The organism is Dactylosporangium sp. CA-139066 (genome assembly GCF_050936175.1).
GTDB lineage: Bacteria > Actinomycetota > Actinomycetes > Mycobacteriales > Micromonosporaceae > Dactylosporangium.
Window position 1 is genome coordinate 2622472 of the sequence record NZ_JBNJNH010000002.1, and the last position, 15829, is coordinate 2638300.

The following is a 15829-nucleotide window of genomic DNA, read 5'->3' on the forward strand; positions in this document are numbered from 1 at the left end:
GGTCGCGGTGCCTCACGCGGGGGCGGGACGTAGATCCCGTCGGCCGTGTGGTCGTCGTCGTGACGCCGATGATGCCGGCCCTCCGTCATGGCATCCCTGCCCTTTCCTGGATCACCTCTTCGAGGAAGCGCGATGCGGTCAACCTAACACCGGAGAGCATCGATGGGTGACCGCCCGGCTACGTAGTGATCATGCTTCGCCGTGCAGCATCTGGAGACTGTGGCAAATCACGCATTCCAACCCCTCAGATGTGCGCCCTCCCGGTCGAACCGACATAGGTCAAGGAAGGGGCCGGCGCACGATGGCGTTGGACACGCGCCTGGTGCGCTGGATTGCCGGGCTCGCCGGCCTGAGCGTCGCCTGGTTGGTGGCGCAGTGGCCGCACGCGATCATCCACCCGCTGCTGGGCTGGCTGCCCACGCCGGCGTGCGCGATCCTCACGATCGTCGTGTGCGTGCGCACCGCGCGGGCCGCCCCCGACCGGCGGGCCGGCCGCTTCTGGAACCACCTGGCGGTCATCCTGACCATGCTGCTCGGCGCCGTCGTGAGCAGCGCCCGCGACTCCCTGTTCGGCCCCGGCGCCCCCACGCAGCGCTCGAGCGGGCTGACGATGGTGCTGTACGTCGGGGCGGTGGTCGTCCTGGTGTACGCCCTGCTGCGCCTGCCGATGGGCCGGCGCAGCGGCAACGACCTGATCACGTTCGGCCTCGACATCGCGATCGTCCTGGCCGCCGTGAGCCTGGTCGCCTACTTCGCCGCGGCCCGCGCCTCGGTCCCGGTGACCGCGGTGATCGGCTCGCAGTGGACCGTGCTCGGCATCCTGCTCATGATCTTCGCCGGGCTGCTGGCCCTGGCGAAGGTGGCCCTGGCCGGCCTGGGCGCCCTGGACCGCCGCGCCCTGTGGATGATGGGCGCCACCCTGCTGGTCGGCGCCGTGGCCGGCTCGGCCGCGCCGCTGCTCGAGTCCCGCCCGTACCTCAACGACTGCCACATCTCGATCCCGCCCTGCTGCGTGGGCGTGGCGCTGGCCGCACTGCGCCAGCGCCGGGCGTTCGCCGAGGCGGTCGTGGCGACGGCCCGCAAGCCGGCCCGCCCGTTCAGCCTGCTGCCGTACGTGGCCATCGTCGCCGCGGACGCGATCGTCCTGGCCGGCGTCGGCGACAGCCCCCGCGACACCCGCATCCTGGTCGGCGGCTCGGTGCTCCTGACCCTGCTGGTCACCGCCCGCCAGCTGATCTCCCTCTACGAGAACTCCCACCTGCTGGCCCGGGTCGACGCGAGCATGCTAGAGCTGCGCCGCCACGAGCGCCGCTTCCGCTCCCTGGTCCAGCACTCCGCGGACATCCTGGCCATCTCCGACGAGCGCTTCGTCCTCACCTACGGCAGCCCCAGCCTCGTGCGCCTCACCGGGCTCTCGTCGGTCGTCGGCACGTCGCTGTGGGACCTGACCCACCCCGGCGACGCCGACCGCCTCCGCCAGGCCTTCGCCACGATCGCCACGCCCGGCGCCAGCACCACGCTGCAGCTGCGCCTGCGCCACCCGGACGCCACGTGGCGCTGGTTCGAGGTCGTCACGACCAACCTGCTGCACGACCCGAGCGTGCGCGGCGTGGTCGCCAACGCCCGCGACATCACGGAGACCCGCCGCTACCAGGACCAGCTCGCGTACCAGGCCTCGCACGACGGCCTGACCGGCCTGGCCAACCGCGCCCTGTTCGCCGAGCGCACCGCCGAAGCGGTCGCCAGCACCCGCGCCGTGCTCGGCGGCGGCCTGGCGCTGGCCCTGATCGACCTCGACGACTTCAAGGCGATCAACGACCGCCTGGGCCACGCGGTCGGCGACGCCCTGCTGATCGAGGTCGCGGAGCGCCTGCGCGCCACCGTCCGCCCCGGCGACGCGGTGGCCCGCCTGGGCGGCGACGAGTTCGCCGTCCTGCTCCCGTCGGCGACGCGGGACGAGAGCACGAGCCTCGCCGAGGCCTTCATCGACGCCCTGGCCGCGCCCGTGCGGGCGGCCGGCTATGAGCTGCTGGTCCAGGCCAGCATCGGCGTGGCCCGGCACACCCCCGACTGCGACGCCAGCGACCTGCTGCGCCGGGCCGACATGGCGATGTACGCCGCCAAGGAGTCCGGCAAGAGCCGCTGGGTCGAGTACGGCCCGGAGCTGGACGCCCACGCCGTCGAACACGCCCAGCTGGCCGCGGAGCTGAGCCAGGCCCTGGAACGGGGCGAGCTGCGCGTCGTCTACCAGCCGATCGTGGCCCTCCCGGACGGCGGAATCCGCGGCGTGGAGGCCCTGGTCCGCTGGCACCACCCCACGCGGGGCCAGATCTCCCCGGCGGTCTTCATCCCGGTCGCGGAACGCACGGGCCTGATCGTCCCGATCGGCGCCTGGGTCCTGCGCGAGTCCTGCCGCCAGGCCGCCGCCTGGACGGCCACCTTGGGCGAGTCGGCCCCCTGGAAGATGAGCGTGAACGCGTCGGCCCGCCAACTCCTGGAACCGTCGTTCGTGGACACGGTGGCCGCGCTCCTGTCCGAGTCGGACCTCCCGCCCGCGCGCCTGACGATCGAAATCACGGAAACCGCAGTCTTCGGCGGCGGCCGCGCCCTGGACACCGTGCGGGCACTCCACGCCCTGGGCGTCAAAATCGCGCTCGACGACTTCGGCACGGGCCATTCATCACTCGGCCTGCTCCGCACCTGCCCGGTGGACGTCCTGAAGGTGGACAAGTCGTTCGTAGACGGCGTAACAGGCACGGTGGAACAGGAAGCGATCGCGACATCAATCAGCGAGATAGCCCAGGCGCTGCGCCTCGAAGCAGTGGCCGAGGGCGTGGAAACCCAGCAGCAGGCACAACGCCTCCTGGAACTCGGATACCACCTGGCCCAGGGCTTCCACTTCTCCCGCCCACAGCCCCCCGCAGAAATCGAGGCGATGTGCACCAGGGCGCCACGTGCGTTGGCATCTCCGCGGAAGCGGACGTGACCGACCGGGGGGCTGGCATGGCCACGCCCGCTTCCGCGTTTGGGGGGATGAGTAAAGCTTTTAGGAATTAACCGCAGCATCGGCAAGCTGCTCAACCACTACTTAGCCGAACGCCAACCGCAACCTCGGCACCCCGCTCAGCCACTCCCCGGACGCCGTTGTTAAGAGACGCGGCCGTCCCCCCGGGCCCCCGGAGAGAAAGCTTTTAGGTCTTACGCCGCCCACATGGCAGCAAACGCCGCCGCCTCCCCAGCCAGCCACCGCTCAACCTCGTCCCCCTTGACCGAGGCATCCGGCCGCAGCACCTCCCCCCGCCGGAGATCCACCAGCACCGGTGACGCATTGGGCAGCACCAGATCCATGTGGCGACCCATCAGATGCAGCGTCGCCACCGCCGCCTCATCCAACGGCGGATCCTCGTCGAAGTGCAGCCGCACGGCCTCCCCGCGCCCATCGGCATACCGCAGCCCGAAGTGCGGATTGATCTTCACCGGCAAGGTCCCGATCATGCACAGCGCATCCCGCGTGGGCGTCACCTCGACCGGCGTCTCCAGCGTCTCCAAATACCGCAGCGCGCCCGGCACCACCGACTCGTAGAGCGGCTTCCACCGCGCGTTGACCTGGTCCACGACGGCGTTGAGGTAGGTGCCGCCGGTGCGGAACTGGATGTCCGCCTTCAGGGCCTTCACCAGCTGGCCGTGGGGGTTGAACCCGTGCCCCGACTCGCGCTGGCGGCGCAGCCCGCCGACGAAGCTCGCCTTGCGCGGGCCGGTGCGGCCGACATAGCGGGTGAAGCTGAGCAGGGTCGCGTAGGGGACGGATCCTGTGGTGGTTACGGGCGCGGTCACTGGCGCTCTCCTCCCAGGTCAAGAGCGTCTTTCGTACACACATTCTAATCGATGGGCGCAAGGTTGCCCACCCGGATCTTGCCGTGTGTGAGGGAGGAGACGACGTGCTGTGAGCTACCCGATGAGGTCGCCGACGGGGCCGAGCATCAGGCGTACCCCGAAGGCCAGGCAGGCCAGGACGACGATGACGAAGAACCCGACGTACACCATCGCCGGCACCCTGGTCAGGCGCCCGATCTGGTCGGCGTCGGAGTTGGGCGCCTGCCGGCGGAAGCGGGACTGCTGCAGCTCGAACACCGCCCGCACGCCACCCAGCAGCATGAACCACGCGAAGGCGTAGGCGAACGCGCCCTGGACCTGCGGGTCGGCGAACCACGACACGGCGAGGATGATCGCGCCGGCGGCGACGACCGAGATCACGCCGTAGAAGTTGCGGATCATGATGAGCATCAGGACGAGCATCAGCAGGAGCACCCAGAGCAGGATCGTGATCCGCCCGATGCCCAGGATCGCCGCGGCGGCCAGGCCGAGCAGCGACGGCGTGATGTAGCCGGCCAGGCCCGTGATCACCATGCCCGGCCCCCGGGGGCGGCCCTTCGACAGGGTCAGCCCGGAGGTGTCCGAGTGCAGGCGGATGCCCGACAGGCGCCGCCCGCTGAGCACCGCGGCGAGCGCGTGCCCGCCCTCGTGCGCGATCGTCACGAAGTTGCGCATGACCTTCCACGCCGGGCGCAGCAGCACCGCGAGCAGTGCGGCGACCGCGGTCGCGATGACGACCGCGCGGTCGGGGGACGGTTGGCGGCCGAGGGCGTCATACAACACGTCGAACACGAATGCAGAGCCTGCCATCTTGCGTGTTGAATGAACAGCGTGGAGATCAGGCGCTTTGCGGACACGGACTGGCCGGGCGTGTGGGACGTGTGGCACGAGGTCGTCGCGGCCGGCGAGAGTTACGACAACGCGCCGGACTCGACAGAGGCCGACGCGCGTGAGCACTGGCTGCTCCCGGCGCCGTGGGAGCAGTGGGTCGCCGTCGAGGGGGGCGAGGTGCTCGGGATTTACAAGGTCGGTCCGAACCGCGGCCAGCTCGGCGCCCACGTGTCGAACGCCAGCTTCATGGTGTCGTCCCGGGCCCGGGGGAGGGGCCTCGGCCGCATCCTCGGCGAGCACTGCCTCGACCGGGCGCGCGAGCTGGGCTACCGCGCGATGCAATTCAACGCCGTCGTGTCGACCAACACGGTGGCCGTGCGGCTGTGGCGCTCACTCGGCTTCATCATCGTCGGCACCATCCCCGACGGCTTCGTCAGCACGAAGCACGGGATGGTCGACTTCCATATCATGCATCGGTACCTGTGAAGGTGTTGAACGCACGGCGTTTCCCCCTCAAGGGGCGTACTTCCTGGTACGGCTTGTGACCTTCATCTTGCATTCTGTACCAATACCCCGATGCGTACTCCGCCCGAAGCGCGCTACGACACGGATGGTCACCAGAGCGGTGACCTGACCGGCTATCGCATCGGCGACGCGTACGAGCTTGTCGAGCCCATCGGCGGCGGTGGTACCGGCACCGTCTGGCGCGCCCGCGCGCTCAACAGCCCCGACGGGTACGTCGCGGTCAAGCTGCTGCGCGAAGACCTGATGTCCGAGCCGAAGGCCGTCAACCGGTTCGTGCAGGAGCGCGCGATCCTGCTGATGCTGCGCCACCCGCACATCGTGCGCGTGCGCGACCTGGTCACCGTCGGCACGTCGCTCGGCCTGGTCATGGACCTCGTCGAGGGCGGCAGCCTGCGCGACTACCTCGTCGAACAGGGCACGCTGGCGCCCGCCGAGGCCGCGACCCTGCTCGCACAGGTCGCCGAGGCCCTCTCGGCGGCGCACCGCCGCGGTGTCGTACACCGGGACCTGAAACCCGACAACATCCTCCTCGACCGCGTCGACGGCCGCCTGCACTGCAGGCTGACGGACTTCGGCATCGCCCGCGTCCTCGACACCCCGAGCATGACGACGCCGGGCGCCCTCGTCGGTACGGCGAACTACGTGGCCCCCGAGGCCGTCTACGGCGGCCGCCCAGCGCCCCCCGCCGACATCTACGCCCTCGGCGTCGTGCTCTTCGAGCTGACGACGGGCCGCCCGACGTACGCCGGCGGCCCCGCCTGGGCCATCCTGCGCCGCCACGTCGATGAGTCCCCGCGCCGCGTCGAGGGGATGCCGGACGCCGTCTGGCAGGTCGTCGAGCAGTGCATGGACAAGCGCCCCGGCCGCCGCCCGTCGGCCCGCGAGCTGGCCATCACCCTGCGCGCCGTGGCCCGCCGCACGCGGGACGACCCGGCCCTGCCTCCGCAGCCGGTCCACGAACGCCTGACCACCCTGCAGCCGCCGGTCCCGCAGCCCCGCACGTCGCCGGCACGTTCCCGGGGCGTCGTTTTCGCGATGGTACTGCTGGTGCTGGCCCTGCTGGCCGTACCCGCCTGGCGTTACGCCAGCCGGGAGCACAGCGCCGACGCCGTCTCCGGCCCCGGCAGCACCCCGATGCCGGCCGCCCCGCCGTCCGGCGCCGGCGCGTCGGCGGCCCCGCACAACGCGGCGAGCCGCGGCCCCGGCTCCCCGCGCGCCGACGGCACCTCGTCGTCGACGCAGCCCCACGTCGAGGCCTCCGTCGTCTTCGGCCCTTGGTTGTGCGGGGACCAGTACACCTGGGATCTTGGTCACCCCGTGCTCGCGCAGCCGTGCCACGCGCTGGCGGCCGACCGGATCCGCCTGGTCGGCCACATGCAGAGCATCCCCGGCGTGCAGGCCGACGTCACCATGTCGGTACTCGACGTCGGCACCGGCAACCTCGCCGACGGCCCGCATCCCTGCAACGGCCTCATGTTCACCGACTTCGCCCCGGAGCACGACTGCGGCCCGTTCGAGGCTCACCTGACCCGCGGGCACCGGTACGTCGTGGTGGAGAAGTGGGTGTACACCAGCCGGGCTCTCCTGCCGGGCGGCGAGGTCCGCGGCCAGGAGTTCGACTGGTAGTCCAGCAGGCAGGAAATGGGTCCGAAAAATGTCGTACCTGTGTGGTGAGCTGTGCGCATGATGGGTGATGCCCCACCGGGCTTCGACGAGCTACTCGAAGAGCACTGCGCCGACATCAGCGCGCTGACCCGCCATCTGCGCGAGGTCATCCTGAGCGCCCGGCCGGAGCTGACCGAGCGGGTGTACCGCGGATGGCACGGCCTCGGCTTCCACCACCCGTCCCGGGGTTACGTGGCCGCCGTCTTTCCCGGCACCGACTGCGTATCGGTCGGCTTCGAGCACGGCGCCGACCTTCCCGACCCGCACGGTCTTCTTGAGGGCACCGGCAAACGCCTGCGCTACCTGCGGTTCAAGCCCGACGAGAGCGCACCCACGCACGAGCACCTGGTCGAATACCTGGACCTGGCGATGGCCTAGCTCTGGCGGCAACCGGCAGCTTGTCCGATCGTCTCGCTCTGGGCCGCGACCGGCAGTTTGTCCGATCGTCTCGCTCTGGGCCGCGACCGGCGGCTCGTCGGATCGCAGTGCGCGCCCGTTGGACTTGGTGGTGGCCTAGCTCTCGGCCGCGACCGGCAGCCCGTCCGATCGCAGAGCGCGCCCGTCCGACGTCACCACCGCGCACTCGTGCCCTGGCAGCGTCGCCAGCCAGTCGATGCCGGCGTTCCCCATGGCGAGGGCCGCCGTCGCATACGCATCGGCCGTCCCCAGATCGGGCCCGACGACGGTCACCGAGCGCAGATCGGTCGCGGGCACCCCGCGGTAGGGGTCGACGACGTGGAGCCCGCGCTCGTACGTCCCGGAGGTCGCCACGGCCGCATCGGACACCTCGAGCACCCAGGCCACGGCCATGGCCTCCCACGGATGCCGGATCCCGACCCGCCACCGCTCCCGCCCGCGCGGCGCCCCCCGCACAAACACGTCCCCGCCGGCGTTGAGGCAGTGATTGGCCGACCCGCGCTCGAGGAGCTGGTCGCAGGCGCGCTGGACGGCCCACCCTTTGACGTACCCGGACGGGTCGAGCACCCCGCCGGCGTTGATGTCGAAGTAGCCGCCGGTCTCGTCCCAGAGCTCCGCACAGCGGTCGAGCACTTCGCCGACGAGCCCGGAGCACTCTTCCCGTCGCAGTTCCCCCCGCCCGAGCCGGCTGATCTCGCTGTCCGCCTTGTAGGTGGAGAAGATCGCGTCGACGACCCGCAGCCAGTCGAACACCTCGTCGGCGAGCCGCTCGAGCTCGTCGATCGGCAGCTGGTCATCGAGGTCGAGGCTGACCGCCATTCCCATCACATGCTCGACCCGTACGAGGCTGTGCACCCCTTCACCCCCTCATCCGGAACCTTCACGTTGGGGAGTCGCCCGGTCACTAACTCTTCCGCTGCCCGCGATCGCCGCCCCCTGCACGTCACTACAACGCCCACACCGCCGCGCCGCGTTGTCCTGGCCCGCGCGCCCGCATTCGCGCCGTCGTGGCGTTGGCTCTCGCCCGCAGGCTCGCATCCGCGCCGTGGTGCGGCGCCGCCCTGGCCCGCGGCCGTTGTCGCGTGGCGTTGCTCTAACCCGCGGGCGCGCAAAGGCGTCGTCATGCGGCGTCGCCCTGACCCGCGGGCGCGCACGGGCGTCGTCGTGCGGCGTCGCCCTGACCCGGGGGCGCGCACGGGCGTCGTCGTGTGGCGTCGCCCTGACCCGCGGGCGCGCACGGGCGTCGTCGTGCGGCGTCGCCCTGACCCGGGGGCGCGCACGGGCGTCGTCGTGCGGCGTCGCCCTGGCGCGGGGGCGCGCACGGGCGTCGTCGTGCGGCGTCGCCGAGGCCCGCGGGCGCGGTCGCGTCGTGGTGTTGCTTCCTCGTGGTCAAAGCGCCCGGGTCGTGGTGCCGCGCCCTCCTCACACGCGAGCGGCGGTGCGGCACTCATCGCGAGCGGAACTCAGCCCTGGAAGGCGCGGTCGATGGCGGACTGGAGGGACTGCCTGTATCCGTTACTCGTGTACGTAGCCCCGGACACCGTGTCGATGTTCGCGCTCTGCGCCGCGAGCGCCTCGGCCCGCAGCTTCGGCAGCGCACTGTTGTTGATCTGCACCGACCGCGAGTGATCGCTCGGCGAGTCGAGGACCTTGACGTCGGTGATCTTGCCGCCGGACACGACGATGGAGAGCTCCACGTTCCCGTACTCGACGTAGATCGGGTTCCCGTTGAAGGTCCCGTCCTTCATCGTCGTACGCCGCGGCGCCGTCGTCGTCGGCTTGGCCGCCGGCGCGGTCGTCTTCGTCGAACCGGGCTGCGTCGCCGTGGGCTTCGGGTTGCCCGCGGCCGTCGTCGTCGCCCCGGGCGGCGGACTGGCCCCCGCGCCCCCGCCGGGCGGCACGGCATCGGCCGGCGCCGGAGAGGAGCCGGGCAAGGGGCTTTGACCGGCCTGGGGCTGCATCGCCTGGTCGGTCGACGGGCTGCTGAATCCCGCCTTGGCGCCGACGAGCAGGACCGTGCCCGCCGCCGTGCCCATGAGGGCCATCAGAGCGCGTCGCACGCCGTACCAACTCCTTTGTCGTCGTTTGCGCGCCCCGCACTTCGCGGCGCCCTGCTCCAGAAGCGCGAATCCGCCGCCGACCGGACGGTCACGGTGGGCGGGCGAGGCGCCTCTGTGGCTCGCATCGGGCGGACGGGCACGGTGAGCGCGGCCGCGGAGGGCGTTCGAGGCGCGGCCGTGGTGGGCGTTTGGGGCGTGACCGCGGTGCGGGTGTGGGGTGCAGCCGCAGTCGGGGTGTCGAGTGGGGCCACGACCGCAGTGTGCGGTGCGGCCGCGGCGGTGCTGCGAGTGTGCGGTGGGGCCGCGGCCGGAGTATGCGGTGGGGCCGCGGCGGCGCTACAGATGTGGAGTGGCGGCACGGTCGGAGAGTGCGGTCCGCCCGGAGTGTGTGGTGCGGCCACGGCGGTGCTGCCGATGCGGGGCGGCGTCGCGGCCGGAGAGTGCCGAGCGGCCGCGGCGGCGTTGCGGGTGTGGGGCGAAACCGCGGCGGGGGTGGCCGTGGGGCGGGTGGGCGGCGTTGTGGTGGGCATCAGAACTCGAAAGGGTCCAGGTGGACTTGGCGGCGGGGGACGTGCAGGCGGCGCAGGACCTGGAGGGACTGTTCGACCAGGCCGTCGGGGCCGCACAGGTAGACGTCGCGGTCGGTGATGTCGGGGACCAGGTCTCGCATGCCGCCCGGGGTGAAGAGGCGCCTCGGGCCGGGGTCGCGGCGGTCGCCGACGACGAACCACAGCTGGGCGTGGCGCATCTCCGCAAGTTCCTCCAACTCGTGGCGGAGGTGGAGGTCGTGGATGGCGCTCGCGCGATAGATGACGATGGCGCCCGGGGGGAGCTCCTCCAGGAGGGCGCGGATCGGGGCGATGCCGCTGCCGGCGGCGATGAGCAGGGCGCGCTGCTTGACGCGGCGGCTGGCGGTGAAGTCGCCCCACGGGCCCTCGACGAAGATGCGGGTGCCGGGGCGCATCGAGGGGAGGCGCTTCGTGTGGTCGCCGACCGTCTTGACCGTCAGGCGGAGCCAGCGGCCGTTGGGGGCGGCGGAGAGCGAGAACGGGTGGGCCTGCCACCACAGGCCGGCGGCCAGGAAGCGCCAGCGGAAGAACTGGCCGGCCTGGGCGTCCAGGGCGTCCAGGCGGGCGCCGGTGATGTAGATCGACACCATGCCGGGGGACTCGGTGACGACCTCGGCCACGCGCAGGCGGTGGCGGAGGTTCAGCGTGAGCGGGCCGATGATCCGGCCCAGCGCGACGGCGGCGATCGTGGCGACGTAGAAAGCGATCCAGACCGTGCGGCCGAGGCCGGGGCGGAACAGCTCCTGGCCGTTGGAGAACTGGTGGGCGAAGCCGAGCAGCAGGGCCAGGTAGGACGTCAGATGGAGGAAATACCAGGCCTCGTAGGGCATTGCGCGGCGCAGGGCGCGGATGCTCAGCAGGCCGATGATGACGAGCATGCCGGTGGCGATGAACGCCGTGACCATGTCCTCGTATTCGGTCAGCAGCGTGCCGACCTCGGACGTGAAGCCGACGCGGTCGGCGTAGGCGTAGCCGACGGTGATCAGGGCGGCGTGCGTGAGGATCGTGATGAGCACCGAGCCGCCGAGCTCGCGGTGCCACAGGCCCAGGTGGCGGGCGCCGATCCAGCGCTCCAGGCGGCCCAGGCGGCTCATGAGGATGACCTGCACCAGCAGCAGATAGCCCGCGATCAGGCCGGTCACCCGGCCGGCGGACTGGAACAGCTGCGCCTTCGTGTCGATCGAGCCCGTCTTCGTGCCGAGCCACCAGGGCAGCAGCGCAAGCGCCAGGCCGCCCCAGAAGAGGGTGCGAAGGAGGAACCGTCCGGCGGTGTTGTGCTCGACGGGGCGCGCCGCGGGGGCCGCGAGCCGGCTCGCCGGGCGCTGTCTCGGGACAGTCATCGTCGTCTCTGCATACGGTGCATGTGGTTCCACTGTCGTCGGTGATATCAGGGACCCGAGGCCGACGGCCACGGGCTTAATCGGGACTTCAGGTTGCCCTCAAGCTGGGCGGCTGTGCGGGGACATGCTCGCACGGGGGTACGACACTTTCGGTGACGCCTAGACTGCAGCGATGCAGCGGCTCTGGCGGATTGTCCTGATCTCGGCGGCCGTGGTCGCGGCGGCGGCGGCGACCGCGCTGGGCACCGCTTACTCGCTGGGCGCGTTCGCCGAGGCGGGCCGGTTCAAGGCGGCGCCCGGGTGCGCGGTGCTCGACGCCTCGACGATCGCGCCGGTCTTCGCGGACGCCGGGTCCGTGCCCCAGGTCGAGGCCGACGAGGACAACTGCACCGCCACGGACGGGAAGGTGCAGATCAATGTGGGGTACACCGTGGTCGCCAAGCACGGCACCGTCGGCGGCCCGGAACTGGCGTCGCGCTATCTGGACGCGACCGGCGGGTCGGGCTCGGAGACGTTGAAGGGCGTTGGCGATCAGGCGATGCGGCAGCGTACGCAGGCGATCGGGGCGCCGCAGGTGATCAGCATGCGGGTGAGCAACCTGATCGTGGTGCTGTCGGTCGTGAACGTGAGCGGGGGAGACCTGCCGGGGTCGGCCGAGGACGGTCTGGTGAAGGTCGCGACGGCGCTGGGAGCCCGCTTGGCGGCGTGAGTATTCGCTCCAGCCGCGCTAACTGACAAATCGGACAGGGGGCTTTTGGCGAATGTGGCGGCACCCCTAAGTACCGATAAATCGGCATTTAGGGGTGCGGAAATCGGCGGGTTTGGGTCAGGGCAGCTGGCGCAGGAACCGGCCCGCCGCGTCCGTGCGGTCCTGGTAGCCGAGCGCCCGGTAGAAGGCGTGGGCGCCCTCGCGCGTGCGCAGGCTGGTGGCCTCGACGCTGGAGCAGCCGCGCATCAGGCCGAACGTCTCGGCCGCCGCGACCAGGCTCGTGCCGATGCCGCGACCGCGGGCGGCCTCGGCGACGGCCAGGGCGACGATGCGCAGCCACGCGCCGTCGGTCTCGAACGAGGGGATGACGTGCGCGGCGATGACGCCGAGCAGATGGCCGCGCTCGTCCCAGACGAACGCGGCGCCGTCGGGGTGCTCGCACCAGCGCTGAAGGCGCTCGGCGATGTTGGTCTCGGCCTGGGGATGACCGTCGCGCTCCAGCAGCCGGGCGACCTGCTCGGTGTCGTCCGGAGCCAGCCGGCGCACGCCTCGGGCCACCTGCATGCGGTAGCTGTGCAGTACATCAGCGGTCATGAGTGCAGAGTAAAACCGCCGGCGGTTTCGGTGCCTGCCGGAAAGTAGTCACTCATGTTCATGCCGCTGACGTCTGCGCTTGACTGTGCGCCTGCACGGCCTAAGATTGCGCGCCGCAGATGCACGTGCGCTACACGGCGCAGGAGTCGTCCGTGCACTCGCCGGACGAGTCCAGCGCGGGGGCCTTGAGGATCGTCAGCGAGGACTGGCGCAGCGCCTGCTCGAACACCTCCAGCGGCTGCGCGCCGGACACGCCCAGGCGCTGGTCAAAGACGAAGAACGGGACCCCATTGATGCCGTACGCCCGCGCCTGCGCAATATCCTCCTCGACCTCGTCGGCATAGGCCCCGTCCGTCAGCGCCTGCTTCGCCGCCACCGCGTCCAGGCCCACCTCGGTCGCGAGCTCGGCCAGCACGGCGTGGTCGGCCACGTCGGCGCCTTCGGTGAAGTACGCCTGCATGAGGCGTTCCTTCAGCTCGCCCTGGCGGCCGTTGGCCTTCGCGAAGTGCAGGAGGCGGTGGGCGTCGAGGGTGTTGGCGGTGCGGGCGCGGTCGAAGTCGTACTTGAGGCCCTCCTCCGCGGCGATCGCCGTCACGTGGGCGAACATGCCGCGGATCTGGGACGGCGACAGGCCCTTGCGGGCGGCCAGGGACTCGCCCACCGGGCGGGGGTCGCCGATCGGGGTGCTGGGGTCGAGCTGGAAGCTGCGCCATTCGACGGAGACCTCGCCGTCGAACGTCTTGAGCGCCCGCTCGAGGCGCCGCTTGCCGATGTAGCACCACGGGCAGACGATGTCGGACCGGACCTCGATCTGGATCATGTGGCGCTCCTTGTGGTGATGATCGGATGGGTTGTTCTGTGGGGCATAGGGTCTGCTGGGCAGCCTGTTGACGCTTCAACAATAGCGTGGTTCGTGGGTGGTGGCCTCGCGCGGTTGTTGAGGTTGCTGTTGCGCTTCGCGCGGTGGTTGGGGTTTTTTGTTGCGCTTCGCGCGCTACCTTGCTGTCCGAAAACTAGCCTGGCGCTCGCTTCGCTCGGGCGCGGGCGGGGGGTTCCCACCCCGCGCCCCCCATGGCCGCTGCGCGGCCACTTTTGTTGCGCTTCGCGCCCCTGGCGTCCACGGGCGGTTTCTTGTCGCGCTTCGCGCGGTGGCTGGGGGTGTGGGTGGTCACGCGGGGGTTTGGGTCAGGGGGAGGAAGAGGTCGTCGACGATTGACTCGATGCGGGCCGGGGTCAGTGGTTTGAGGTCCATGAACAGGTCGTGGCGGACCAGGTCGAACGGCATGGCGAGGACCGCGGCGGGGGTGCGCTCCAAGTCGATCTCGCCGCGGTCGTGGGCGCGCTGGTACATGGTCTGGACGCGGGACAGGCGCTGGTCGCCAATGATGCGGTCGCGGGCCTGGGCGGGGGTGAGGCCGGTGCCGGCCAGCAGGCCCGAGAAGGCGGCGGCCGCGGCGACGGCGAAGAAGGCGGCGCGGGCCTCGCCCATGCCGGTCAGCGCGGCGAGCAGGTCGCCCCGCAGCGTGCCGGTGTCGGGGACTTCGACCGGGTGGCTGCTCCGGTAGTGCTCGAGCGCGGCGAGCACGAGCTCGTCCTTGTTGGACCAGCGGCGGTACAGCACGGCGATGCCGGTGGAGGCGCGGGCGGCGACGGACTCCATGGTCAGTTTCGCGTAGCCGAGCTCGACCAGCTCTTCCCAGGCGGCGTCCAGCAATGCGGCCTCCAGCGAAGGGCCGCGGCGGCGTTGGCGGGTCGTCACGAGAACAAGCATAAGAGAGGTTTGCGTTCCCTAGAGGAGAGCCCTACCTTCATAAGAGAGGGATTGCACTCTTAACGAAGAGGTGGGCGATGAAGAAGGCGCTGCTGGCGCTGATCGTGGGCGGGATCGCGGCGATCCTCGACTCGACGATGGTGACGCTGGCGATTCGCACGCTGGTGGTGAAGCTGGACTCGAACACCGGCGCGATCCAGTGGGTGACCACCGGGTTCCTGCTGGCGATGGCGGTCGCGATCCCGGTCACCGGGTGGGCGGAGCGGCGCCTCGGTGGCAAGAGGCTCTGGATGGCGGCGCTCGTGCTGTTCCTGCTCGCCTCGGTGCTGTGCGGGGCGGCGTGGAACGACGCCAGCCTGATCGCCTTCCGGGTGCTGCAGGGCTTCGGTGCGGGGCTGATCTTCCCGCTGATGCAGACGCTCGCGGTCAGGGCCGCGGGCGGGCGGGTCAGCAGCCGGCTGATGGCGGCCGTCAGCCTGCCGATCGCGCTCGGGCCGATCCTCGGGCCGGTGATCGGGGGGGTGATCCTCAACTGGCTGAGCTGGCGCTGGCTGTTCCTGATCAACGTGCCGGTAATCGCCGTTGGGCTGGTGCTCGCGTGGCGGTTCCTGCCGGACGATCGGCGGGAGGCCCCGGCCGGGCGACTGGACTGGATCGGCCTGGGGCTGCTCGCGCCGGCGCTGGCGGGGATCCTGCTCGGCCTCTCGCAGCTGTCCGAGCACGGCGGGATCGGCCGCGCCGCGGTGCTGGTGCCGCTGCTGGCCGGGGTTGTCCTGCTGACGGCCTTCATCGCCTGGGCGGCGCGGCCCGGCGAGCGAGAGCCGATCGTCGACGTCCGGCTGCTGCGGGTGCGCTCGCTCGGCAGCGCCTCCGCGGTCCTGTTCGCCGCCGGCGCGGCGATGTACGCCGCCATGTTCCTGCTGCCGCTGTACTACCAGCAGCTGCGCGGCGACAGCGTGCTGGCCGCCGGGCTGCTGCTGATCCCGCAGGGCGTGGGCGCGCTGGCCGCGCGCTTCGTGGTCGGCGGGCTGGTCGACCGGCTCGGGGCGCGCGCCGTGACGATCGGGAGCTTCCTGCTCACCGCCGTCGCGACGGTCCCGTTCGCGCTGGCCGGGCCGGGCACCAGCCAGTGGTGGCTGGGGGCGGTGCTGCTGGTCCGCGGCCTGGGAATCGGGGCGGTGCTGATCCCGCCGATGTCCGTGGCCTACCAGGACGTGCAGCCCGAGGGTATCCCGCACGCCACCATGAACACCCGCATTGCCCAGCAGGTGGGGGCCTCGTTCGGTACCGCGATCGTCGCCGTCACCCTGCAGTCGCTCCTCGGCCACGGCGCCGCCGGCGCCTTCCAGGGCGCCTTCTGGTGGGCGAGCGGCATCGCCGCCGCCGCGGTGATTCCCGCCGTCGCCCTCCCGGACGGGGCCCACCGCCGGCTCCGCATGAGCGCGCGAAGCACGGTGGGCGCCGCCCGTTCCTGA

Annotated in this window: 14 protein-coding genes; 6 read left to right on the forward strand and 8 right to left on the reverse strand. The window is 71.3% G+C overall.

What is annotated here, in order from left to right; translation table 11 throughout:
* Nucleotides 1-301: 301 nt before the first annotated feature.
* Nucleotides 302-2986: an EAL domain-containing protein gene (locus tag ACQEVU_RS56820; RefSeq protein WP_433339538.1), complete on the forward strand. Its 2685-nt coding sequence runs from the start codon at nucleotides 302-304 to the stop codon at nucleotides 2984-2986.
* Between the two features lie 212 nt (nucleotides 2987-3198).
* Here ACQEVU_RS56820 and ACQEVU_RS56825 read toward each other — a convergent pair whose 3' ends face one another.
* On the reverse strand, nucleotides 3199-3834 hold the full coding sequence (locus ACQEVU_RS56825) for a hypothetical protein (RefSeq protein WP_433339539.1): 636 nt from the start codon (nucleotides 3832-3834) through the stop codon (nucleotides 3199-3201).
* Between the two features lie 114 nt (nucleotides 3835-3948).
* Nucleotides 3949-4683, reverse strand: coding sequence for a M50 family metallopeptidase (locus ACQEVU_RS56830; protein ID WP_433339540.1), 735 nt, complete (start codon nucleotides 4681-4683; stop codon nucleotides 3949-3951).
* A 12-nt stretch (nucleotides 4684-4695) separates the two neighbouring features.
* Here ACQEVU_RS56830 and ACQEVU_RS56835 point away from each other — a divergent pair, with 12 nt between their 5' ends.
* The 3 genes from ACQEVU_RS56835 to ACQEVU_RS56845 all read left to right on the forward strand — a co-directional run bounded on the left by ACQEVU_RS56835 (nucleotide 4696) and on the right by ACQEVU_RS56845 (nucleotide 7272).
* Nucleotides 4696-5190 carry an N-acetyltransferase family protein gene (locus ACQEVU_RS56835; RefSeq protein ID WP_433339541.1) on the forward strand — a complete coding sequence of 165 codons (495 nt, stop codon included), beginning with the start codon at nucleotides 4696-4698 and terminating at the stop codon, nucleotides 5188-5190.
* Between the two features lie 90 nt (nucleotides 5191-5280).
* Nucleotides 5281-6855, forward strand: coding sequence for a protein kinase domain-containing protein (locus ACQEVU_RS56840; protein ID WP_433339542.1), 1575 nt, complete (start codon nucleotides 5281-5283; stop codon nucleotides 6853-6855).
* A 57-nt stretch (nucleotides 6856-6912) separates the two neighbouring features.
* Nucleotides 6913-7272 carry a DUF1801 domain-containing protein gene (locus ACQEVU_RS56845; RefSeq protein ID WP_433339543.1) on the forward strand — a complete coding sequence of 120 codons (360 nt, stop codon included), beginning with the start codon at nucleotides 6913-6915 and terminating at the stop codon, nucleotides 7270-7272.
* Nucleotides 7273-7407: 135 nt separating this feature from the next.
* Here the strand turns inward: ACQEVU_RS56845 and ACQEVU_RS56850 are convergent, their stop codons facing one another.
* The 3 genes from ACQEVU_RS56850 to ACQEVU_RS56860 form a co-directional block, all read right to left on the reverse strand.
* Entirely contained in the window at nucleotides 7408-8166 is a 759-nt protein-coding gene (locus ACQEVU_RS56850; protein WP_433339544.1) for an FAD:protein FMN transferase, read from the reverse strand.
* Nucleotides 8167-8774: 608 nt separating this feature from the next.
* The gene (locus tag ACQEVU_RS56855) at nucleotides 8775-9371 is read right to left on the reverse strand and encodes an FMN-binding protein (protein WP_433339545.1); all 597 of its coding nucleotides are present in this window, start codon (nucleotides 9369-9371) and stop codon (nucleotides 8775-8777) included.
* 529 nt (nucleotides 9372-9900) lie between these two features.
* Entirely contained in the window at nucleotides 9901-11280 is a 1380-nt protein-coding gene (locus tag ACQEVU_RS56860; RefSeq protein ID WP_433339546.1) for a ferredoxin reductase family protein, read from the reverse strand.
* 172 nt (nucleotides 11281-11452) lie between these two features.
* Between ACQEVU_RS56860 and ACQEVU_RS56865 the strand changes: the two genes are divergently transcribed.
* Nucleotides 11453-11989, forward strand: a complete 537-nt coding sequence (locus ACQEVU_RS56865) for a hypothetical protein (RefSeq protein ID WP_433339547.1) — start codon at nucleotides 11453-11455, stop codon at nucleotides 11987-11989.
* 117 nt (nucleotides 11990-12106) lie between these two features.
* Here ACQEVU_RS56865 and ACQEVU_RS56870 read toward each other — a convergent pair whose 3' ends face one another.
* From ACQEVU_RS56870 to ACQEVU_RS56880, 3 genes are all read right to left on the reverse strand, one after another.
* On the reverse strand, nucleotides 12107-12583 hold the full coding sequence (locus ACQEVU_RS56870) for a GNAT family N-acetyltransferase (RefSeq protein ID WP_433339548.1): 477 nt from the start codon (nucleotides 12581-12583) through the stop codon (nucleotides 12107-12109).
* Nucleotides 12584-12713: 130 nt separating this feature from the next.
* Nucleotides 12714-13403: a DsbA family oxidoreductase gene (locus tag ACQEVU_RS56875; protein ID WP_433339549.1), complete on the reverse strand. Its 690-nt coding sequence runs from the start codon at nucleotides 13401-13403 to the stop codon at nucleotides 12714-12716.
* Between the two features lie 348 nt (nucleotides 13404-13751).
* On the reverse strand, nucleotides 13752-14342 hold the full coding sequence (locus ACQEVU_RS56880) for a TetR/AcrR family transcriptional regulator (protein WP_433339550.1): 591 nt from the start codon (nucleotides 14340-14342) through the stop codon (nucleotides 13752-13754).
* Between the two features lie 89 nt (nucleotides 14343-14431).
* On the opposite strand from ACQEVU_RS56880, the gene ACQEVU_RS56885 reads away from it, so the two are divergent.
* Complete coding sequence (locus ACQEVU_RS56885; protein ID WP_433339551.1) at nucleotides 14432-15829, forward strand: DHA2 family efflux MFS transporter permease subunit; 1398 nt, start codon at nucleotides 14432-14434, stop codon at nucleotides 15827-15829.

What these genes read in the sequence shown, in the direction of transcription:
- ACQEVU_RS56830 (WP_433339540.1), bottom strand. Translation starts at nt 4,683, where the DNA reads ATGGCAGGCTCTGCATTCGTGTTCGACGTGTTGTATGACGCCCTCGGC.
- ACQEVU_RS56820 (WP_433339538.1), top strand. Translation starts at nt 302, where the DNA reads ATGGCGTTGGACACGCGCCTGGTGCGCTGGATTGCCGGGCTCGCCGGC.
- ACQEVU_RS56860 (WP_433339546.1), bottom strand. Translation starts at nt 11,280, where the DNA reads ATGACTGTCCCGAGACAGCGCCCGGCGAGCCGGCTCGCGGCCCCCGCG.
- ACQEVU_RS56870 (WP_433339548.1), bottom strand. Translation starts at nt 12,583, where the DNA reads ATGACCGCTGATGTACTGCACAGCTACCGCATGCAGGTGGCCCGAGGC.
- ACQEVU_RS56885 (WP_433339551.1), top strand. Translation starts at nt 14,432, where the DNA reads ATGAAGAAGGCGCTGCTGGCGCTGATCGTGGGCGGGATCGCGGCGATC.
- ACQEVU_RS56835 (WP_433339541.1), top strand. Translation starts at nt 4,696, where the DNA reads ATGAACAGCGTGGAGATCAGGCGCTTTGCGGACACGGACTGGCCGGGC.
- ACQEVU_RS56840 (WP_433339542.1), top strand. Translation starts at nt 5,281, where the DNA reads ATGCGTACTCCGCCCGAAGCGCGCTACGACACGGATGGTCACCAGAGC.
- ACQEVU_RS56865 (WP_433339547.1), top strand. Translation starts at nt 11,453, where the DNA reads ATGCAGCGGCTCTGGCGGATTGTCCTGATCTCGGCGGCCGTGGTCGCG.
- ACQEVU_RS56845 (WP_433339543.1), top strand. Translation starts at nt 6,913, where the DNA reads ATGATGGGTGATGCCCCACCGGGCTTCGACGAGCTACTCGAAGAGCAC.
- ACQEVU_RS56875 (WP_433339549.1), bottom strand. Translation starts at nt 13,403, where the DNA reads ATGATCCAGATCGAGGTCCGGTCCGACATCGTCTGCCCGTGGTGCTAC.